Source organism: Flavobacterium aquiphilum (assembly GCF_027111335.1).
In the GTDB taxonomy this organism is placed as follows: Bacteria; Bacteroidota; Bacteroidia; order Flavobacteriales; family Flavobacteriaceae; genus Flavobacterium; species Flavobacterium aquiphilum.
Map to the genome: position 1 here is coordinate 3,577,953 of NZ_CP114288.1, position 20,173 is coordinate 3,598,125.

20 protein-coding genes are annotated in these 20,173 nt (G+C 34.0%); 6 read left to right on the plus strand and 14 right to left on the minus strand.

Translation table 11 applies throughout. The features are described from left to right. Positions 1 to 145 precede the first annotated feature (145 nt). From OZP12_RS14490 to glyA, 10 genes are all read right to left on the minus strand, one after another. On the minus strand, positions 146 to 826 hold the full coding sequence (locus OZP12_RS14490) for an ABC transporter ATP-binding protein (protein ID WP_281225743.1): 681 nt from the start codon (positions 824 to 826) through the stop codon (positions 146 to 148). 2 nt (positions 827 to 828) lie between these two features. Next, positions 829 to 2,085 (minus strand): ABC transporter permease, encoded by a 1,257-nt coding sequence (locus tag OZP12_RS14495; RefSeq protein WP_281225744.1) that lies wholly within the window; start codon positions 2,083 to 2,085, stop codon positions 829 to 831. Further along, positions 2,075 to 3,178 (minus strand): efflux RND transporter periplasmic adaptor subunit, encoded by a 1,104-nt coding sequence (locus tag OZP12_RS14500; protein WP_281225745.1) that lies wholly within the window; start codon positions 3,176 to 3,178, stop codon positions 2,075 to 2,077. Before OZP12_RS14500 ends, OZP12_RS14495 begins: the two co-directional genes overlap by 11 nt. A gap of 124 nt (positions 3,179 to 3,302) precedes the next feature. Next, positions 3,303 to 3,767 (minus strand): VOC family protein, encoded by a 465-nt coding sequence (locus OZP12_RS14505; protein WP_281225746.1) that lies wholly within the window; start codon positions 3,765 to 3,767, stop codon positions 3,303 to 3,305. Positions 3,768 to 3,971: 204 nt separating this feature from the next. Further along, on the minus strand, positions 3,972 to 4,718 hold the full coding sequence (locus OZP12_RS14510) for a LytR/AlgR family response regulator transcription factor (RefSeq protein WP_281225747.1): 747 nt from the start codon (positions 4,716 to 4,718) through the stop codon (positions 3,972 to 3,974). Then, on the minus strand, positions 4,711 to 5,514 hold the full coding sequence (locus OZP12_RS14515; protein ID WP_281225748.1) for a sensor histidine kinase: 804 nt from the start codon (positions 5,512 to 5,514) through the stop codon (positions 4,711 to 4,713). The genes OZP12_RS14510 and OZP12_RS14515 overlap by 8 nt, the downstream gene beginning before the upstream one ends. After that, on the minus strand, positions 5,511 to 6,395 hold the full coding sequence (locus OZP12_RS14520; RefSeq protein WP_281225749.1) for a hypothetical protein: 885 nt from the start codon (positions 6,393 to 6,395) through the stop codon (positions 5,511 to 5,513). The genes OZP12_RS14515 and OZP12_RS14520 overlap by 4 nt, the downstream gene beginning before the upstream one ends. A 248-nt stretch (positions 6,396 to 6,643) precedes the next feature. Next, positions 6,644 to 6,994, minus strand: a complete 351-nt coding sequence (locus OZP12_RS14525) for a GNAT family N-acetyltransferase (protein ID WP_349293549.1) — start codon at positions 6,992 to 6,994, stop codon at positions 6,644 to 6,646. A 76-nt stretch (positions 6,995 to 7,070) separates the two neighbouring features. Next, positions 7,071 to 7,664 (minus strand): MiaE family protein, encoded by a 594-nt coding sequence (locus OZP12_RS14530; RefSeq protein ID WP_281225750.1) that lies wholly within the window; start codon positions 7,662 to 7,664, stop codon positions 7,071 to 7,073. 158 nt (positions 7,665 to 7,822) lie between these two features. Next, positions 7,823 to 9,097, minus strand: a complete 1,275-nt coding sequence (glyA, locus tag OZP12_RS14535; RefSeq protein WP_281225751.1) for a serine hydroxymethyltransferase — start codon at positions 9,095 to 9,097, stop codon at positions 7,823 to 7,825. Between the two features lie 107 nt (positions 9,098 to 9,204). On the opposite strand from glyA, the gene fahA reads away from it, so the two are divergent. Next, on the plus strand, positions 9,205 to 10,488 hold the full coding sequence (gene fahA / locus OZP12_RS14540; protein WP_281225752.1) for a fumarylacetoacetase: 1,284 nt from the start codon (positions 9,205 to 9,207) through the stop codon (positions 10,486 to 10,488). 340 nt (positions 10,489 to 10,828) lie between these two features. Continuing rightward, the gene (locus OZP12_RS14545) at positions 10,829 to 12,016 is read left to right on the plus strand and encodes a hypothetical protein (protein ID WP_281225753.1); all 1,188 of its coding nucleotides are present in this window, start codon (positions 10,829 to 10,831) and stop codon (positions 12,014 to 12,016) included. Between the two features lie 148 nt (positions 12,017 to 12,164). Here OZP12_RS14545 and OZP12_RS14550 read toward each other — a convergent pair whose 3' ends face one another. The 4 genes from OZP12_RS14550 to OZP12_RS14565 all read right to left on the minus strand — a co-directional run bounded on the left by OZP12_RS14550 (position 12,165) and on the right by OZP12_RS14565 (position 15,193). After that, entirely contained in the window at positions 12,165 to 13,343 is a 1,179-nt protein-coding gene (locus OZP12_RS14550; RefSeq protein WP_281225754.1) for a porin, read from the minus strand. A 51-nt stretch (positions 13,344 to 13,394) separates the two neighbouring features. After that, on the minus strand, positions 13,395 to 14,063 hold the full coding sequence (locus OZP12_RS14555) for a carbonic anhydrase (protein WP_281225755.1): 669 nt from the start codon (positions 14,061 to 14,063) through the stop codon (positions 13,395 to 13,397). A gap of 220 nt (positions 14,064 to 14,283) precedes the next feature. After that, positions 14,284 to 14,715 (minus strand): DUF8479 domain-containing protein, encoded by a 432-nt coding sequence (locus OZP12_RS14560; RefSeq protein WP_281225756.1) that lies wholly within the window; start codon positions 14,713 to 14,715, stop codon positions 14,284 to 14,286. Between the two features lies 1 nt (position 14,716). Then, positions 14,717 to 15,193: a nuclear transport factor 2 family protein gene (locus OZP12_RS14565; protein WP_281225757.1), complete on the minus strand. Its 477-nt coding sequence runs from the start codon at positions 15,191 to 15,193 to the stop codon at positions 14,717 to 14,719. Positions 15,194 to 15,767: 574 nt separating this feature from the next. On the opposite strand from OZP12_RS14565, the gene OZP12_RS14570 reads away from it, so the two are divergent. From OZP12_RS14570 to OZP12_RS14585, 4 genes are all read left to right on the plus strand, one after another. Next, complete coding sequence (locus OZP12_RS14570) at positions 15,768 to 16,403, plus strand: GNAT family N-acetyltransferase (protein WP_281225758.1); 636 nt, start codon at positions 15,768 to 15,770, stop codon at positions 16,401 to 16,403. A gap of 101 nt (positions 16,404 to 16,504) precedes the next feature. After that, the gene (locus tag OZP12_RS14575) at positions 16,505 to 17,698 is read left to right on the plus strand and encodes an argininosuccinate synthase (RefSeq protein ID WP_281225759.1); all 1,194 of its coding nucleotides are present in this window, start codon (positions 16,505 to 16,507) and stop codon (positions 17,696 to 17,698) included. Between the two features lie 135 nt (positions 17,699 to 17,833). Then, positions 17,834 to 18,811 carry an N-acetyl-gamma-glutamyl-phosphate reductase gene (gene argC / locus OZP12_RS14580; protein WP_281225760.1) on the plus strand — a complete coding sequence of 326 codons (978 nt, stop codon included), beginning with the start codon at positions 17,834 to 17,836 and terminating at the stop codon, positions 18,809 to 18,811. A 123-nt stretch (positions 18,812 to 18,934) separates the two neighbouring features. After that, the gene (locus OZP12_RS14585; protein WP_281225761.1) at positions 18,935 to 20,083 is read left to right on the plus strand and encodes an aspartate aminotransferase family protein; all 1,149 of its coding nucleotides are present in this window, start codon (positions 18,935 to 18,937) and stop codon (positions 20,081 to 20,083) included. The last annotated feature ends 90 nt before the right edge of the window (positions 20,084 to 20,173 follow it).

Genomic DNA, 20,173 nt, shown 5'->3' on the forward strand with positions numbered 1-20,173 from the left:
ATAAACAGTTATTTAACCATTAAATTAATAAAAAAACATCCTTTGAAAAACAAAAAAGATAGCTTCCAAAACACTTATCGGTTCGATAATTATTTAATTTATTTACCGTTTAATTCGCAACCAACACCTCTTTAAACCAATTGAATCAGGAAATAATCCTACCGTCTTCCATAGTGATGATTCTATTGGTTTTATTGGCAAAATCGTTATCATGAGTAACAATAAGCAGGGTTTGTTTTTTTTCTATTGTCAGCTCCCTAAAAATATCAAAAACCATATCGCTATTTCGCTTATCTAAATTTCCTGTTGGCTCATCTCCCATAATAATTAGTGGGTCGTTTATTAATGCCCTGGCAATAGCTACCCTTTGTTTTTCCCCACCACTTAATTGATTCGGCATTTTTAGCGCATGATCTTCCATACCTAAAACTTTTAAATGTTCTAATGCACGATGCTCTAACTCCTGCTCTGTAAATTTGACCAATTTCATTCCGGGCAACATCACGTTTTTTAAAACATTGTATTCTATCAATAAATAGTGGAATTGAAACACAAAACCAATATTTTCATTCCGAATTTGCGCCAATACCTTATCCGATTTTCCAGTCACAAGCTCATTGTGAATTAATATTTGCCCTTCATAATCGGTATCCATGGTAGAAAGCAAATATAACAGGGTCGATTTTCCGCAACCTGATTTTCCCACAATCGAAACAAATTCTCCATGATCAATACTCAAATCAATTGAGGTTAGCACTTTAAATTTTACCGGATCGTAGAAATACTTCGTTAGCCCTATGGTTTCCAATACTTTATTATTCTCCATAACTATTTCCCTCTAATGATTTCTACCGGATCAACCTTGCTGGCTTTTGAAGCAGGAAAATAACCCGCGATTGTAGTCGTAAATAAGGCAAAAACAATCCCTATAACATAAAAAATACTATCGTAATAAATAGGATAAGTAGTAATAGTGGGCAAAGAAGTTGTCCTGAATGGAATCACATCTATAATCGAGGAAAAAACAAATCCAAATAACAGTCCAAATATTCCTCCCACAAGTCCTATAACCAATGAAAGTGAGATAAAAATCCATTTCACATCATTCCCGGAAAACCCAGTCGCTTTTAGAATTGCGATGCTGTCCATTTTTTCATAAATCATCATGTTTAAAATATTATAAATCCCAAAACCCGCCACGATCAATAAAACAATCCCCACGGCATAGGATATAATATTTCGAATTTTACTTCCGGTCTCAAATTGTGCATTGACCGTTTGATAGTCAATTGCATCCAAATTGAATTTACGCCTAAACTCTTTTGCAAGTTCAAGCGCTATTGTTTTGTCGTATAATTGAATTTGAATATCGGTAATATAGTTGGTAGGTTCGCCCAATATTTTTTGGGCAGTTCCTAATGAAGTATAACTCATTACATCATCTACATCAGAAATCCCCATTTGAGAAATACCAACTATTTTAAGAGAAGTCAAATGACCATTGGGAGAAGTAACTTTGATAATATCCCCAACAACAAGCAACATTTTATTGGCAAGTCCTTTTCCCAAAATGATGCTATTATTTTGAAGTAAACTGGTCACTTTCCCTTCGATAATGTATTCACTAATTTTAAATATTTTTTCTTCGGACAAAACATCTATTCCGTTGATAACTCCAGAAATCTCAATGGTTCCAGAGTTAAAAAAAACCGGACTCGTGATTTTAGGCGCCACATCAATAATGCGTGGGTCATTTTTTAAATTAGCAATAATGGCTTTACTGTTGTAGATTGATTTTCCAATATCTTTTGGCTTGATAGAACGAATAAAATTAGTACTTTTTTTATAGGCTTCCGCCAAAGTTATCGGCTGATGCTCGGATGGCTTTATGTCATTATACAATCGCACATGTGGTGTTCTGTTGAGCATCAATCCATCCAGCAGTTTATTAAGTCCATTCATAAAACTGACCAATGCAATAAACATAGCAATACTGAAAGTCACGCCTATCGCAGCAACTATCGTTTGCTTGAGCCTAGCCTGAAGCAAATGCAACGCAATATTTACTATAAGTTTAAAGTTCATTATCCGGTTTATAAATAGATTCACTTGGTTTTAATCCTTCCAAGATCTCGACTTTCTGATAATTCTTTAAGCCTGTTTTTACTTTTCGTTTTTCATTTTTATTCACTAAAACGTATTCATTTTGAATCAAATAATTTGTTGGAATTGTAATAACATTCTTTTTGGTTTTAATAACAATGTTCGCTTCAGCAGTCAAGTTTGGATAAAGTTTTGGAGGTGGTTTTACAAAGTGAGCTTCAATTTTGAATGTACGGGATTGTTCAACCATAATTGGATAAATCTTATCAATTATTGCCTCAAAGACCTCCCCTTTATAACTGTCCATAGTTATAAAACCTTTTTGACCAAGAACTATCCGGGCCATATCGTTTTCATCCACCTGTAACTCTAATAAAAACGAATTGGATTTTCCGATGGTTGCAAGCGGTATTTGAGGTGTAATATATGCTCCTTCCCGAACCAATATATCAAATAATTGTCCCGAAAAAGCACTTCTAACAGTAAAATCGTTTTGATTCTTTCTGTTGATTTTCAATACATTACTATTTCTAATTTCCTCATTTTGCAATTGTGCTTTAAGCTCTGCCAATTGCTTAATCCCTGCTTCGTATTCAAGCTTTGAACTTTTATAGGATAATTCTAATCGTTCATAATCTACATCCGAAATATTTCCTAACTCTTTTGCATTTTTATTCCTTTTCAAAATAGATTCGTCCAAGAGCATTTTGTTTTTTGCGGATTGAATTTTAATTTCAATTTCAGCAATTCTATCTTTTGTATATTGACTACTTTGCTGACTTAATTTATAGGCTAATTCTGCGTTCTGAGTATTCAAATTAGCCCTGTCTTCATCCAATTCAAATAACTTTTGACCTATGGATATTGTTTGACCAACTGTTACATCAATTTTTCGTAGATTCCCGTTTACTGCGGCATAAACAACATACTGCCCTTCTGCTTTTATCACTCCTGATGCATAAACACTTTCGGTCACGTCACCCAAAGTAGGTTTGATCGCACTGTCCTCTTTATTAGAACACGCTGCCATCAAAAAAAAAGTAAAACCATAAAATAGTATTGATCTGAAATCCATCTTTTATTTTTTAGACGCTCATTTACAAACAAAACTGATATAAATGTACGACTAAAAAAAATGCAAAAGAATGATGATTATCACATAATTACCCGTTAACCCAGATATTAAATTAAATAAAACATTATTGAGCAGTCAGCATTTTATCAAATCTACTTTGCATTTCCTCGTAGCTCATATCTTCTTTATGTGTTGCAATCATCCACTTGTAACCAAAAGGATCCATTACATGTCCTACGCGGTCTCCATAAAACATATCATCAACCGGCACAACTGGAGTCGCACCTGCATCAATAGCTCTTTGGATTACAGCATCGGCATCTTTAACATACAATCCGAAAGACATGGGATTTCCGCCAATGGCCAAGGGCCCTTTGTTTCCCCAATCAATATTTTCGTCGGTCATCATCAGCATCGAACCTTCGATTTCAATTTCGGCATGTCCAATTTTGCCGTCAGGCATCAATAACCGACCTTTTTCTATTGCACCAAAAGCTTTTTTGTAAAATTCTATAGCGTCACTGCATCCATTGATTGTGATGTAGGCATTCAATGTGTATGCTCCGGGATAAATGTGTGATGTTTTCATGAGTTCAATTTTTAAGTTTTTAGTTATTATCTATCAATAAAAAAGAACTTTAAATTTACTCATTTTATTATATATCAAATTGTTACAAATAAAAATTTAACCTAGATTAAACATTTGACACGAAGTATTATACAGATTAAATTGCATAAAAAAACCGAAGACGATAACGTTTCGGTTTAAGCTTATATCTCTACTACTTATAAATCAAAGCAATGCTTTTTTGACCAAATCCTTCTTATTACGCGAAACTGGAATTCGAAATTGGTCATAAAGCAATAAAGCATAATTATCTTCTTTAAGTAGGCTTTTTACGTGTTTTTTATTTACCAAATGTGATTGGTGACAACGAATGAATACATAACCACTTAACATTTCATCATATTCATAAAGTGGAACAGTCGAAATTATTGTCTCACCTTCATCAGTAAAAAATAATGTATAACTATTTTCACTTTCGCAACGGATTATATTTTTAACATAAACAAAACGGGTTTCTTTGAGCGATGAAATAGCTATTCGATGATCGGAACCATTATTATTTTCTTTTAAATGATGAAGTAAATTTTGCAGTTGCAGATTTTGATTTTTATGTTTTAATCTGCTACTTGTTTTTGCAACTGCTTTTTTTAGCTCTTCAATATCTATTGGTTTCAAAAGATAATCAATAGCAGAAAATTTAATAGCCTGGATCCCATATTGGCTGAAAGCGGTCACAAATATTACTTCAAAATCATAAGAATTAAGTTCTTGTAAAACCTGAAACCCATCCTTATTTGGCATTTGGATATCCAAAAAAACCAAATCAGGCTGACTACTTTTAATTAGTGCTATTCCCTCACTAGCATCTGTCGACGAACCAACAATAATTACTTCAGGACAATACTTTTCCAGCAATCGTTGAAGATTGATAATATTGTGTTGTTCGTCATCGATTATGATTCCTTTAATCATTTTTAAGCCAGTTTTTATAACAAACAGTAATTTGTGTGCCTGATAAATCACTTTGGATTTTCATATCAATTTTCATTTTTTTCGAAGATTGATTAAATAACGTAATTCTGTCTTTAACAAGTTTTAAACCAAATCCTTTCTGTACTGCTAATGTATTAAATCCTTTTCCGTTATCGACTAATTCAAAAATTAAATCATATTCTTTTTTTGAAATGTTAAGCGCTATTTCAGCATTTTCTTTATTGGATATTCCGTGTTTTATGGCATTCTCTATCAAAGGCTGCATCAAAAGAGGAAGTATTTGCGTTTCATAAACATTAATTTTTTCATCTATAACTAAACTAAACGAGAAAGCATTTCGTAGCTGCTCCAACTCAATATAATTTTTGATACTTTTTATCTCAATTTCAAGGTTCTGGGTTTCATTTTCACTGGAAGTAAGTGTATTTCTAAGCAATGAACCAAAACCAACCAAATATTGATTTGCCTTTTCTATCTGATTATCATTAAGCAGGCCCTGAATAGAGCCCAAAGCATTGAATACAAAATGCGGGTTAAGCTGCGCATACAGCATTTTAATTTTTGATTTTTGCTCCAATTGCTTTCTTTTGGACACTTTTTTCATCCAAAAGATATAAACGAGTGAAAAAATCAACAGAAAAAATATTCCAACAATAACCTTAAACCACAGCGCTTGATACCAATCCGGTTCTGTATTGAATTTATAAACGGCGACATATTGCGGGTTATCTTTGTAACGGACTTCAAGCTTGTAATCGGCTCCAGATTCATTCAAATCCAGAAAAATGATTCCATTCGAATTTGTCCATTCATAAGTTTTGAATTTATGCTAGTGCGGTATTCAAAACTATTATAAACTCTTTTTTTACCATTTGGCTTTCTAAAAACCAAACAATATTTTTCGCCTTTAAAATGTCGGTTTCTATTTCCTATAAGTGTTGGAGCAAAATCTTCAGGCCAGGACTCAAAAAAATTTGATTTATCTAAACTGTATTTATGCAATCTGTCTATTGATTCCTGAATAAAATTTTCAAAGCTTACAGTTTTATTTAAATCATTGGAATTTGACATTATAATAAAAGGTTTTCTAGCACCTTCTTTCTTCTCAAAATGCAGCTTCAAAAAGCTTTCTTTTCCTTTTTTTCTAAATAAAATTACAAGTTTATCACCGTTAACTAATGAATCTGTGTAAGGAATATAACCGTTTTCAAAATATTTTTTCCCATCAAGAACATTAGTTTCACTATAACTTATTGATTGTTGGACTGAAGTCCATTTTTTTACGATTTTATTATTTTTTAAAACCTGAACTTCAAGATTTTCAATTCTATATAAATCTTTATTTGCATTTAGAGTATCCACGTATATGTCTCCAATCATGACTAGATTCTTGTATTCCTTTAGATCTAATATTTTCAGATTAATGTTTTCTCCCAATACATTAAAATAGTGCTCTGTATGTTTTAAATCATTATGAATTCCATGATCTCTATTATATTGCAAGATAAATTTATTTGAGATGAAATTATTTTCAAATCGTATTACTGTTTTATCTAAAACAAAATAACAATTACGTGCAGGTTTGGCAATTATCTCATTTGGCTGAGCAGTACACAGTGAAGAAACAAACACTAATAAGTAAAAGATTTTTTTCATGGTTATGATTTTTTAGTGAATAATACATTTTTATAAAGCAAATGTAAATGCACTATTGCTAAGAAATCTACGGTTCTTGAATTTGGTGAGATTGGTCTTGAATCAAACAAAAAGAACTAATTAAATCGGTTTCTCCATCACATAATCCTCCATCAGATAACCTTTTCCGATTTCGATATTAACTTCTTCAGTGATTTGGAATCCCATTTTTTGGTAGAAATGCAGTGCTTTGTTGAATCGGTTTACATTTAGGGAAACTTCACAACCTTTTCGACAAAATCAATCAGCTTCTTTCCTATTCCTTTGCCTTGGGTTTGTGGCAAAATATAAATTTTATGGATTTTGGTTTGGTTCTTTTGGTTATAAAAATGCTCATAGGAAGCAAAACCAAGAACTTCTTCTCCTTCTTTTGCCAAAACAAAATAATGCCCTTTGTTGGCAATACTATCTTTTAAGGACTCTTCATTATAAAAAGCGTCCAACATATAATCTAATTGCGCTTTCGAAAGGATTTCGCCATAGGCAATCGGCCAGGTTTGATGAGCAATTTCTTGAATTGTTTTAAAATCGTCTATGGTTGCAGGAATTATTTTTATCATTTAAAAAAAAAGAATATAGATGAAAGAAAATAAACTAAAGACAACTACTTTAAACTAAAATCATTAAGTACTAAAACTACCCGTGAATAGTCTCGTTTTTACCATAATTGGTTATAATCGATTCCTCAAATTCCAACCATTCTCTCCAGCGCTTTTCAACATCGATTCCCTCACCATATTTTCGGGCATAAGTGATAAAGGTAGTGTAATGTCCCGCCTCACTTTCCATTAATTCTCTATAGAAAACGGCTAGTTCTTCATCTTTGATATTCTCAGAAAGTACTTTAAAACGTTCACAACTTCTGGCTTCAATCATGGCCGAAAACAGTAAACGCTCCACCAATCCTGAAACCCGACTTCCGTCACTGCTTCTTTTCATGTACAAATACAGTTCGTTTACATAATCATCTTTACGCTCACGCCCCAGCTTCAATCCACGCTTGATAATAATATTGTGTACTTGCTCAAAATGGTCGATTTCTTCTTTGGCTAAAGTCAATAAATCCTTTACCAAATCCTGGTACTCCGAATTATTGACAATTATGGTCATTGCATTGGTTGCCGCTTTTTGTTCGCACCAAGCATGATCCGTCAGAATCTCTTCGATATTTTTCTCGACAATATTTACCCATCTTGGATCGGTTGGCAATTGTAATCGTAATACTCCCATTTCTCTTTCTTTTTGTTTAAAGGTTTAAATCACTTAATTGCTAAAAGTTTGTTGTTAAAAAATAAAAAGTTTAAAGTTTAAATTCTTTGTGAAGACTTACAGTACACACAAAGAGTTTTAAACCTTAAACTTTTAAACCTTTAAACGATTAAACTTTATTAGAACACAAAGATTGCTCTTTCGCTCATCATTTCGTTTACTTCGCTTGCTACTTCTTCAATAACATCTTCGTTAGTATGATCAGTCAAAACTCTGTCGATCATATCAACGATAGTTTCCATATCAGCTTCAACAAGACCACGAGTTGTAACTGCAGCAGTTCCCACACGGATACCTGAAGTAACGAATGGTGATTTGTCATCAAATGGAACCATGTTTTTATTTACAGTGATTTCTGCTTTTACCAATGCATTCTCAGCATCTTTTCCAGAAATTCCTTTATTTCTAAGGTCAATCAACATCATATGGTTATCAGTTCCTCCAGAAATAATGTTGTATCCTCTTTTTACGAAAGCATCAGCCATTGCTTTTGCATTCTTTTGCAATTGCATAGCATAAGTAAAGAATTCATCTTGTAATGCTTCACCGAAAGCTACAGCTTTAGCAGCGATAATATGCATTAAAGGTCCTCCTTGGTTTCCAGGGAAAACAGCTAGATCCAATAAAGCAGACATCATTCTGATTTCTCCTTTTGGAGTAGTCAATCCCCATGGATTTGGGAAATCTTTACCCATCATGATCAAACCTCCACGTGGTCCACGCAATGTTTTGTGAGTTGTTGTTGTAACAATATGACAGTGAGGAATTGGGTCATTTAATAATCCTTTAGCGATAAGACCTGCTGGGTGTGAAATATCAGCCATCAAAATTGCACCAACGCTGTCAGCGATTTTTCTGAAACGCTCAAAATCCATATCACGAGAATAAGCCGAAGCTCCAGCGATAATCAATTTTGGTTGTTCTTTAGTAGCAATTTCTTGGATCTTGTCATAATCCAAACGTCCAGTTTCTTTATCTACTCCGTAGAAAACAGGATTGTATAAACGCCCTGAAAAGTTTACAGGTGATCCGTGAGTCAAGTGTCCTCCGTGAGATAAGTCAAAACCTAAAATGGTATCCCCTGGTTTCAAACAAGCGTGAAAAACAGAAGCATTTGCCTGAGAACCTGAGTGAGGCTGCACGTTTGCATATTCAGCACCAAATAATTCTTTAGCTCTGTCAATAGCAATTTGCTCAACAACATCTACTACTTCACATCCACCATAGTATCTTTTACCTGGATATCCCTCGGCATATTTATTAGTTAAAACAGATCCAGCAGCTTCCATAACTTCGTCACTTACAAAGTTTTCTGAGGCAATAAGTTCTAATCCGTGTATCTGTCTGTCTTGTTCTTCAAGAATAAGGTCAAAAATTTGTTCGTCTCGTTGCATTTCTTTGATTTTCGTTAATTTCCCGCAAAAATACAAAAAAACGTTTGTTTAACTGTTAGATTATAATATATTTGACAAGTAATTTTCAACAAACAACTAACACCATCATGCCAATAACAGCTAACGACACTACAAGACGATCATGGTTAGAGGTCCTGCCAGACAGTGATTTCCCTATCCAAAACATTCCTTTTGGAGTTTTTCTTACCAAAGAAAATATCGTGACGGTAGGTTCAAGAATTGGTGATTTTGCTATCGATTTGGGAGCTTTACAACAATTGAATTACTTCGAAGGAATCGAATTGACAGACGATATGTTCATGCAGGACACGCTGAACGATTTCATTTCTGACGGTCAAAAAACATGGCGATTGGTACGAAACAGAATTGCCGAAATTTTTGACGAAAGTAACCCAGAATTAAGAGACAACCAAAAACATAGAGACATAGTAATCTTTAGAATGGAAGATGTTGAAATGCAACTTCCCGTACTAATAGGTGATTATACCGATTTTTATTCCAGTAAAGAACACGCAACCAATGTTGGAAAAATGTACCGTGATCCGGAAAACGCATTACTACCTAACTGGCTGCACATCCCGATAGGGTATCACGGAAGAAGTTCTTCTATTATCCCTTCTGGAATTCCCGTACACAGACCTATGGGACAAACACTGCCTAATGGTGAAACGACACCCGTTTTTGGCCCTTCCCGTTCGGTTGATTTCGAATTGGAAACTGCATTTATCACTACCGATTGTAATATAATGGGAGAAACTGTCCCTATCAGTGAAGTCGAAGATTATATTTTCGGAATGGTTTTATTGAACGATTGGAGTGCGCGAGATATTCAGAAATGGGAATATGTTCCGCTTGGTCCTTTCTTAGCCAAAAATTTTGCTACTTCTATTTCTCCATGGATTATCACTATGGATGCTTTGGAACCATTCAGAACCAAAGGCCCTAAACAAGAGCCTACCCCTTTCCCTTATTTGCAACAAAAAGGAAAGCACTCTTTTGACATCAATCTAGAAGTTTCTATTGCTCCTGAAAATGCAGAACCAACGATTGTTTCAAGAACCAATTTCAAATATTTATATTGGACAATGAACCAGCAATTGGCTCACCACACATCCAATGGATGCCGAGTTAATTCTGGAGATATGATGGGCTCAGGAACCATTTCCGGACCTACTTCAGACAGCTATGGTTCAATGCTGGAATTGACTTGGGGCGGCAAAAATCCAATTCAATTAAGCGACGGTACGGATCGTAAATTCATAAATGACGGAGATACCGTAACCATTCATGGATACAGCCAAAACGGACAGGTTCGAATTGGTTTTGGAGAATGCTCCAGCAAGCTGCTTCCTCCTTTTGTAAGACAATAAACAAACTCTTAATATTTAAACCGACAAATTATAATTGTCGGTTTTTTTTTGAAACATTTTAAACAAAATCCACTGAAGGAATAATAATACCATTTATACATATAAAATAGTCCAATCTGCTCGTTCTTTTTCTCCAATTGCTTCGCCTGTTCGCTACGCTCGAGTCTTCTTCAAAAAATAATTCCGTAGCTATCCCGATAGCTATTGGGAATGCAATGATTTTTATCCTTGTCTTGAAAAAAAACAACTTCGCATCTTTAGGCAATTTTATATGTACAAATGGTATAAATTTGCAAAAACATTTTAACCTAACTCTTAACCTAATTCATTAGTCCCCAAAATGAAAAAAATTACTTTTCTAATTGCTTTTTTTACACTTATTACTTCTTGCGGAGTAAAACAAGCAAAGAACAATTTAACATCTGGAAATTATGACGCCACTATAGACATTGCTATTTCCAATTTACGTTCCAATAAAGACAAAAAAGGAAACCAAGACTATGTCTATTTACTTGAAGAGGCTTTCGCCAAAGCCAAAGAAAGAGATTTAAATACCATCACCTTTCTGACCAAAGAAAACAATCCGAGTAATTTGGAAAAAATATTCAATACTTATATGGCATTGAATGATCGTCAGGAAAAAATTAAACCATTACTACCTCTAAAACTACTGAATGAAGGAAGAAATGCGATTTTTCCTTTTGATAATTACAATGATCAAATAATAAGCAGCAAAAATGCTTTATCTGCTTATTTGTACACCAATGCAAAATCTTTGATGCTGACCAAAAATAAAATGAATTATCGAAGAGTTTATGATGATTTGGCATATTTGGATAAAATCAATCCAAATTATAAAGACGTTGGCAAAATGATGGATGAAGCACAGTTTAAAGGAACTGATTTCGTGATTGTTTATACCAAAAATGCAAGTAACATGATTATTCCTGCGCAGCTTCAAAACGATCTATTGGATTTCAAGAGTTACAAATTAAATGACAAATGGACTGTTTTTCATAGCGCAAAACAAAAAGACATCAACTATGATTATGGAATGCTAATCAATTTCATCTCTATTTTGGTTTCGCCAGAGCAAATAAAAGAAAGAGAATTTATAAAAGAACGTCAAGTAGTTGATGGTCAAAAAAAACAAGTTGACGCCAATGGAAATGTTGTTTTGGACAGACAAGGAAAACCTATTATGATAGATAACCTTGTAAATGCAACAGTAAAAATTTATGAAGTGCGACAATTTAAATCATGTCAAATCACTGCCAAAGTTGATTACGTTGACAATAAAACCAACCAATCTTTGGATTCTTTTCCAATAACAAGTGACTTTGTTTTTGAAAATATCTATTCCACATACAAAGGGGACCGTCGCGCAGCAGATACTAATTACTATGCCTATTTTGACAAAAAAGTGGTTCCTTTCCCAACCAGCGAGCAAATGGTTTACGATACGGGCGAAGATTTAAAAGCAAAAATCAATTCGATTATTACACGAAACCAGTTTAGGAAACAATAAATTTATAAAACACAAAAAGCAACTCAATCGAGTTGCTTTTTTTTGCTGATATATTTAAAACTTAATCCTAAAAAAACCACAAGGCTCAGCTAACATTGTGAACTCCTTCACATTCTTGAAATTTATCAAGAATAAATATTTTTTCAAATCACAAAACCAACAACGGAGCAATTATACCAATACTAAATTGCCCGGTTTTACCATCTACTGCACCAAAATTATTTTGAGCATAGGAAGAATAATTATTTTTCTTAGCAATATAGCCCGCATAAAACTTCAGGTTAATATCTGCAAAAGGGGAATATTCAACCGTTGGGATAATACCGTAAGAAGTCAATAAATGACTATCCTTATTAAGATCTGGATTGCCGTTCCAATACGCATTGTCATTCATTAACGTAAGCAATAAATTCACCTTTGGACGAATCTGATATTCCGCTCTAATCCAATTTTCGACATAAGAAACATCCTGTGCTGCATAAGGATATTTGCTTTTGATGATATTCGTAACCACACATTTTTGGTCCAAATCCTCTTTGCTATATTGAAAATCATAATACAGTAGCAGTTTATTACTTTTAAATTTATTCCCAAGAGAAACTAAACTTCGTCCGGCATTCTCAGCATCCATAAAATAACCATAACTATAAGTAGTTTCCAGTTTTCCGTTAAACAAACTACCTTTCCAGTTCCCAACTGCAGCTAAAGGCGTTTCCGCAGCTTTAATACCTGGAGGAATCGTAGTCCCTAACTGATCCTGAAAAGTCTTTGTTCTTGCATTCAACACCTGAAAATTAAATTTATTTTTATGATCAGCCAGCGCATATGAAAGTCCAGCTCCCACCATAAAATTTTCACCGTAATTATTAATACTATTATAAGACAAAATCTCGATTGGATTTGTAATAAGCTCATAACCTCCCCAATCGCCTATCATTTTTCCGAAAGACAATTTTGTTTGCGAATCCAAATCAACCGTTAAATAAGCCATATCAACTGTGCGACTTATATTGTCAACCGTGTTAGGATCAGCAATTTTGGTATATCGGTTTCGGAATCTAAAAAACACTCTATCATGAATTTTCCCTTTTACTTCAAATCGGAATTGATTGACCGAAAATTGAGAGTTTGTGTGCTCACCATCCACAAAATAATTATCAAAAGCTAAACGGGAATTAAAAATAACATCAACGTCTTTCAATAAAGACAATTTGGAAGTAGATATTATTGGTTGATTAGTAACATTTTCTTTTTGGATTGTATTTTGGGCAAAAGAAAAAACAGGTAACAAAACTAAAATGCAAAAGCATTTGAAAAAATTTTTCATTATAAGGTATTTAAACTATTTGTAATTCAATTAATTTCAAGACAGATCAGTCTATACCTTATTTTCTGTATCAAAAATTACTTTCCCGCTTTCAATATCGTACACAGCTCCGATAATTGTAATTTTCTTTTGATCACAATATTCTTTTAAAATTGGCTCCGCTGTTTTCAAAAAATTCACACTATGCAAAACATTCGCATTTACTGCATTATCAACTGTCAATTTATCTTCTTTGGCAAGATCGTTTTCTTCTTTCTCACTTTCGATGTATTCCACTATTTTTTTAATATGATCCTCATGATTATAATTTCCTTTTGAATCAATAAATGCTTTAACGGCACCACAGCTTTTGTGTCCCATGACAATGACCAACTTACAATCCAAATGCTCAACCGCATATTCAATACTTCCCAATTCATAATCGCCAATTACATTTCCGGCCGTTCTAATTGAAAATATATCGCCGAGACCTTGATCAAAAACAAGCTCGGCCGGCACTCTGGAATCCGAGCAGCTCACAACAACAGCAAATGGATGCTGCCCTTTCTTAAGCTCCCTTAATCTTTCCAAAGTTTCATCAGGATGCATTGGTTTTCCAGAAGCAAAACGTTTATTTCCTGCTTCCAACTTTTGAAGTGGTGTTAAATTGTTGTTTTTTGTTTGGCTATAAGCAGATAATACGCTTATAAACAAAAGAAAGAGTAATCCTTTTCTAATCATGGTTTTTGCTTTTTGCGACAAACACAAGCATGTCATAAATTGCCTGACAAACCCATTTTTGTCAATGATGCGGCAAAATTAAACCCATGAAAAACCTCAAATATTGACTTTTATCATATTTGGATGATTAAAAGATTTGGTTGAAATTATCAAACGATATAGTTGATAAATAGTTCTTAGATTAATTTGTTTTAAAGAAAAGAGATTCCCAAAATATGAATTAATACATATCTGGAGTCAATGTTATTTTGAATAGCTCTTTTTCGCTACCGTCTTTGTAGTTATAAATCACGGTAGAACTATTATCCCTAAAAGCTTCAAGACTAGGATTCGTCTTGGAATCAGACAATATTTCAGTTTCCACCGACTTTTTCAAAGCTTTAAGATCAATTTTTTCTTTTTGGACACGAACCAAAGTAAAATCATATTGTACTGTATTATGTGGCAATGTATTTACACTTTCCATACGGATATCATTGCTAATCATCATCGGGCAAGCTTTGTTATAATTGTTTACCAATGCTGTCAATTCGCTCCCAACCGATTTATATTTAGAATAATAGTATTGTCCCACACTAGCCAAAGCAATAACAACAACTATGTTGATTATTTTTCGAACAAGCAGTTTTTTATCTGTTTTTTTTTCTTCCATATTATTTATGATCAAAACTTAAAACTTCTTTAAGTATCCATTCTTTATTTTCAAGCAAGTAAACATGAGTAAATTTTGCTGTTCCCGTGTATTTGTCTTCCTTGTTTGGCTCTCTGATATAAAAATCATGAATTCCTATTTGAACCACACCATAAAGCACACCGTTATCATATAAAGGATAAACTTCTAAGGATTCTCTTCGAACTTTACGAATTGGTTTATGGTTACTATCCGAACAAAGATATTTTTTTGTGTTTTCCAAAAACTTCTGTTTATCCTGAACTCCGCTTCTATCATGGTAAAAAACAAGATCTTTGTGCGTCATTTTTGTCAGATAATCAATATCGCATTGATTAAAACCCCGCTCAAAAAAAATACTATCATGTTTCTGTAAAGCCAAAAACAATTCGGAGTTTTTTGCCACTTGCCCAAAGGCAAAATTGACAAACATAAAGAGTAAAATTTGTAACTTTCTCATATTTTTATCCTGATTAATTCAACTTCCTTTTAAACCAATTTCGTAAGTTAATTTTCAACTAAATTAAAGATTTTTTTGAATAATTACAGCACACCTACTTTAGCGTTTAAAAAAAGAAAAAACACTCTAAATTTCAACCTTTTAAATTCAATTTTTATTTTTTATTACAAAAAGAGTTCGTTTTGTTAAAAAATTGACTTTTATATTTTTTTTAGCACCTATTAATTAAAAATAATTGTACTTTTGCACCGATGAAAAAAATAAAAACATATAAAACAGTTATCTCTAGGATAATGACACTTAGGACTTCTCCCGAAGTACGGATGCTATAGTTATAGCCTCCGTAGTGTAATCGTATTATATTATTCATTTTTATTTTTATCGTTTTGAAATTATTTCCATTTTTATTTGGATTAATATATCCTAAAAACTTTACCCAACAATTTTCATTCACCTGTAATTCAATTATTTGGATTGTTATTTCTTGTATTTGCCCTATATTTGGCTTTACAAAAAAACAGCAAACCAAACTATATTAGAATACACTTTTTTAACCTAAATTATGAATCTCGAAATGAACATTTCTATTGTAGTAACTCAGGAAGAACATTATAAGTATGCGCAGGAAATTTGCGATACCATAGAGTCGTCTGCCCTATTGAGAGGTACTGGAATTGCTAAAAGAACACCGGAATACATCATAAAAAAGATGGAAAAAGGTGATGCTGTCATTGCGCTCAACAACGGAATTTTTGCTGGTTTTTGCTATATTGAAAGTTGGCAACACGGCCAGTTTGTGGCACACTCTGGTTTGATTGTTCATCCGGACTATAGAAATTTGGGGCTGGCAAAAAAAATAAAATCATTTGTATTTGATTATTCATTAAAAAAATATCCGGACGCCAAAGTATTTGGGATTACTACAGGTCTTGCGGTGATGAAAATCAATTCCGAATTAGGATACAAACCGGTTCCTTTTTCTGAATTGACCAACGATCCTAGTTTTTGGAAAGGATGTCAAACCTGTACCAATTATGAAATTTTAAAAAGTAAAGACTTTAAAATGTGTTTGTGTACCGGAATGCTTTATGACCCAAAAGAAAAACCAAAAGATCCGCCAAAACACCCTTATAATGTAAGGATTTGGAATCGTTTGAAAGAAATAAAACAAGCACTTTTTTTACCAAAAAAGACAGAGAAAAAGATCTAAGCTTGACAAAAAAATAAAATAAGTAAAAAGTAATAACATCACAATCAACTTCCTAAAAGTCTCACTTTGGAAATGAGCAAGGGAAGAAAAAATATAACAAAATGAAAAAAGTAGTTTTAGCATACAGCGGAGGATTAGACACTTCATATTGTCTTAAATATTTAAAAAATGAAAAAGGGTACGAAGTTCATACCGTTTTAGTTAACACCGGAGGTTTTGACGATGCCGAACTAAAAGCTATCGAAGACAGAGCTTATGAGCTTGGAAGTGCGAAACACGCCAATCTGACTATTCTTGATAAATATTATGATAAAGCAATTAAGTATTTGATTTATGGAAACGTATTGAAAAACAATACTTACCCGCTTTCTGTAAGTGCTGAACGCGTTTTCCAAGCTATCGAAGCTATCAACTATGCAAAATCTGTTGGCGCTGAAGCGATTGCGCACGGAAGTACAGGTGCAGGAAATGACCAAATTCGTTTTGATTTGATTTTCCAAACCATCGCTCCTGAAATTGAAATCATCACTCCTATCAGAGACTTAAAACTTTCAAGACAGGAAGAAGTTGCTTATTTACAGGCAAACGGTGTTGAATACTCTTGGGAAAAAGCACAATATTCTATCAACAAAGGATTGTGGGGAACTAGTGTTGGAGGAAAAGAAACTTTAACTTCAGGACAACCATTACCAAGCGAAGCTTATCCTTCACAATTGCAAAAAAATGGTGAAGAGAAAGTTACTTTGGAATTTGAAAAAGGAGAATTGGTTGCCGTAAACGGTAAAAAAGACAAGCCTTCAAACAACATTGTTACTTTAGAAAAATTAGCTAATGCTTACGCAATTGGAAGAGATATCCACGTTGGCGACACGATTATCGGAATCAAAGGGAGAGTTGGTTTTGAAGCTGCTGCTCCTTTAATCATCATCAAAGCGCACCATTTGCTAGAAAAACATACGCTTGGAAAATGGCAACAATACTGGAAAGAGCAGTTAGGAAACTGGTACGGAATGTTATTCCACGAAGGTCAGTTTTTGGATCCGGTAATGCGTAACATCGAAACTTTCCTAGAAGATACTCAAACTACCGTAAACGGAACTGTAACTGTTTCGCTTAAACCATATCACTTTTCATTGGACGGAATTGAATCCAAAAATGACTTGATGAACACAGGTTTTGGTCAATACGGAGAAATGAACAACGCTTGGACATCAGACGATGCCAAAGGATTTATCAAAATTATGGGTAATGCCCAAAAAATATATTCATCTGTAAACAATGAATCTTACGAATAATTTTCATTGTAATAAAACATAAAGTTTTTTACAGTCTTTACATGATTTTTAAACCATTAAGAAATTAAGTTTCATTAAGCTTAATGTGCTTCAATTTCTTAATGGTAAATAAAAATGTTTTAAAACAAAAAAATTATGATTAATGTTGGAATCATAGGCGGTTCCGGTTATACGGCCGGAGAACTCATCAGAATACTGATGTTTCACCCAAATGCAAAACTCGATTTTGTGTACAGCACGACCAATGCAGGCAAACCACTTTCGGTGGCGCACCACGATTTGTTGGGCGATATCGAAATGAACTTTACCGACAAAGTAAACCCTGATGTAAATGTGGTTTTCTTGTGTTTGGGACATGGAAAATCAAAAACATTTTTAACTGAGAACCAATTTGCAAGCCATACCAAAATCATCGATTTAGGAAATGATTTCAGATTGAACAAAGACGAAGTTTTTGACGGTAAAAAATTCATTTACGGCTTACCGGAATTGAACAAAACTACAATCAAAAATGCTCAATTTATAGCTAATCCTGGTTGTTTTGCTACAGCAATCCAATTGGCTTTATTGCCTTTGGCGGATGCCAAATTATTGAACGACGATGTTCACATCAACGCTACAACTGGAAGCACTGGTGCCGGAGTAAGCCTTTCGGAAACCTCGCATTTTAGCTGGAGAAACAACAATATGTCGCATTATAAAGCTTTCGAACACCAACATTTGGGTGAAATTTCAGAAAGTTTACACCAATTAAATGCAGATTATAAAAACGAATTGCTTTTCATTCCGAACAGAGGGGATTTCCCAAGAGGAATTTTTGCTACTTTATACACAACTTGCAACGAAAGTTTGGAAGATATTGTAGCCAAATATGAAGCATTTTATAAAAACCAACCTTTCGTAACTGTTACCACAACTGGTATCAACATGAAGCAGGTGGTACAAACAAATAAATGTATTATTAGTTTAGTAAAAAAAGGGAACCGGATTTTGATCACCTCGGTGATCGATAATTTAGTCAAAGGCGCCTCTGGGCAAGCCATCCAAAACATGAATTTAATGTTCGGACTGGATGAAACCACAGGATTGCATTTGAAACCAAGCGGATTCTAATCCCCTCCCCAACCCTCCCCGAAGGGTAGGGAGCTATTACTAAAAAATATTTAACATATAAAAGCAATCACCCTCGTTGTCAAAGTTTTCCCCTCCTTCGGAGGGGGTTAGGGGGAGGAAAACATGAACTTATTTGACGTTTACCCATTATACAACATTACTCCTGTAAAAGCGCTAGATTGCACAATTACTGACAAAAACGGAGTAGAATATTTAGACTTATACAGTGGCCACGGAGTAATCTCTATTGGACACACACAACCGGATTATGTAGCCAAATTGAAAAATCAGTTGGACAATCTGGGATTTTATTCAAATGCGATTCAAAATCCATTACAAGTGGAATTGGCCGAAAAACTTGGCAAACTTTCAGGATGCGAGGAATACAGCTTATTCTTGTGCAGTTCCGGAGCCGAAGCCAATGAAAATGCATTAAAACTAGCTTCTTTCCACAACGGAAAATCGAGAGTGATTGCTTTTGACAACTCTTTCCACGGAAGAACTTCCGCTGCGGTTGCTGTAACCGACAACAAAAAAATCGTTGCCCCAATCAACGCTCAGCAAGTCGTTACTTTCCTGTCTTTGAACAACCTTGAAGCTGTTGAAGCCGAATTAAAAAAAGGTGATGTTACTGCTGTTATCATTGAAGGAATTCAAGGTGTTGGTGGATTGGACGAAGGAACAACCGAATTTTTCCAAGGATTGGAAAAACTTTGTAAACAATACGAAGCGGTTTTGATTTTGGACGAAGTACAATCAGGTTACGGAAGAAGCGGAAAATTTTTCGCTTTCCAACACCATAATATCAAACCGGACATTATTACACTTGCCAAAGGAATGGGGAACGGTTTCCCAATTGGCGGAATTTTAATTTCGCCAATATTCAAAGCGAGCCACGGATTGCTTGGAACTACTTTTGGAGGAAGTCACCTTGCTTGTGCTGCCGGAATTGCAGTATTGGATGTAATCGAAAAACAAAAATTGATTGACAATGTAAATGAAGTTTACGCTTACTTCCTTGAGGCCATCAAACAAGTTCCTGAAATCGTTAAGGTAAAAGGAAAAGGATTGATGCTTGGAGTAGAATTTGATTTTGAAGTTGGTCCGCTACGCAAAAAACTGATTGTCGAAAAATTGATTTTCACAGGAAGTGCCAACAATAAAAATTTATTGAGAATCCTTCCTCCTTTGACGATCAAAAAAGAAGCAATTGATGCATTCGTAGTGGCGCTGAAAGAAAGCTTAGCTGAATTGAAAGCTGTTGAAGCTTAATTTTAAAAACATATAAGTCATTTAAGTTTTGATTCTAAAAAATTATAAAAAACTTATATGACTTATATGTTTAAATAATATTTTATCCTT

Excerpts from the sequence above, each read along its gene's own strand:
- OZP12_RS14545 (WP_281225753.1), top strand. The coding sequence starts at position 10,829 with ATGAAAAAAATTACTTTTCTAATTGCTTTTTTTACACTTATTACTTCT.
- OZP12_RS14530 (WP_281225750.1), bottom strand. The coding sequence starts at position 7,664 with ATGGGAGTATTACGATTACAATTGCCAACCGATCCAAGATGGGTAAAT.
- OZP12_RS14510 (WP_281225747.1), bottom strand. The coding sequence starts at position 4,718 with ATGATTAAAGGAATCATAATCGATGACGAACAACACAATATTATCAAT.
- OZP12_RS14560 (WP_281225756.1), bottom strand. The coding sequence starts at position 14,715 with ATGGAAGAAAAAAAAACAGATAAAAAACTGCTTGTTCGAAAAATAATC.
- glyA (WP_281225751.1), bottom strand. The coding sequence starts at position 9,097 with ATGCAACGAGACGAACAAATTTTTGACCTTATTCTTGAAGAACAAGAC.
- fahA (WP_281225752.1), top strand. The coding sequence starts at position 9,205 with ATGCCAATAACAGCTAACGACACTACAAGACGATCATGGTTAGAGGTC.
- OZP12_RS14550 (WP_281225754.1), bottom strand. The coding sequence starts at position 13,343 with ATGAAAAATTTTTTCAAATGCTTTTGCATTTTAGTTTTGTTACCTGTT.
- OZP12_RS14565 (WP_281225757.1), bottom strand. The coding sequence starts at position 15,193 with ATGAGAAAGTTACAAATTTTACTCTTTATGTTTGTCAATTTTGCCTTT.
- OZP12_RS14575 (WP_281225759.1), top strand. The coding sequence starts at position 16,505 with ATGAAAAAAGTAGTTTTAGCATACAGCGGAGGATTAGACACTTCATAT.
- OZP12_RS14555 (WP_281225755.1), bottom strand. The coding sequence starts at position 14,063 with ATGATTAGAAAAGGATTACTCTTTCTTTTGTTTATAAGCGTATTATCT.
- OZP12_RS14525 (WP_349293549.1), bottom strand. The coding sequence starts at position 6,994 with ATGATAAAAATAATTCCTGCAACCATAGACGATTTTAAAACAATTCAA.
- OZP12_RS14520 (WP_281225749.1), bottom strand. The coding sequence starts at position 6,395 with ATGAAAAAAATCTTTTACTTATTAGTGTTTGTTTCTTCACTGTGTACT.
- OZP12_RS14500 (WP_281225745.1), bottom strand. The coding sequence starts at position 3,178 with ATGGATTTCAGATCAATACTATTTTATGGTTTTACTTTTTTTTTGATG.
- OZP12_RS14490 (WP_281225743.1), bottom strand. The coding sequence starts at position 826 with ATGGAGAATAATAAAGTATTGGAAACCATAGGGCTAACGAAGTATTTC.
- OZP12_RS14570 (WP_281225758.1), top strand. The coding sequence starts at position 15,768 with ATGAACATTTCTATTGTAGTAACTCAGGAAGAACATTATAAGTATGCG.
- OZP12_RS14505 (WP_281225746.1), bottom strand. The coding sequence starts at position 3,767 with ATGAAAACATCACACATTTATCCCGGAGCATACACATTGAATGCCTAC.
- OZP12_RS14585 (WP_281225761.1), top strand. The coding sequence starts at position 18,935 with ATGAACTTATTTGACGTTTACCCATTATACAACATTACTCCTGTAAAA.
- argC (WP_281225760.1), top strand. The coding sequence starts at position 17,834 with ATGATTAATGTTGGAATCATAGGCGGTTCCGGTTATACGGCCGGAGAA.
- OZP12_RS14495 (WP_281225744.1), bottom strand. The coding sequence starts at position 2,085 with ATGAACTTTAAACTTATAGTAAATATTGCGTTGCATTTGCTTCAGGCT.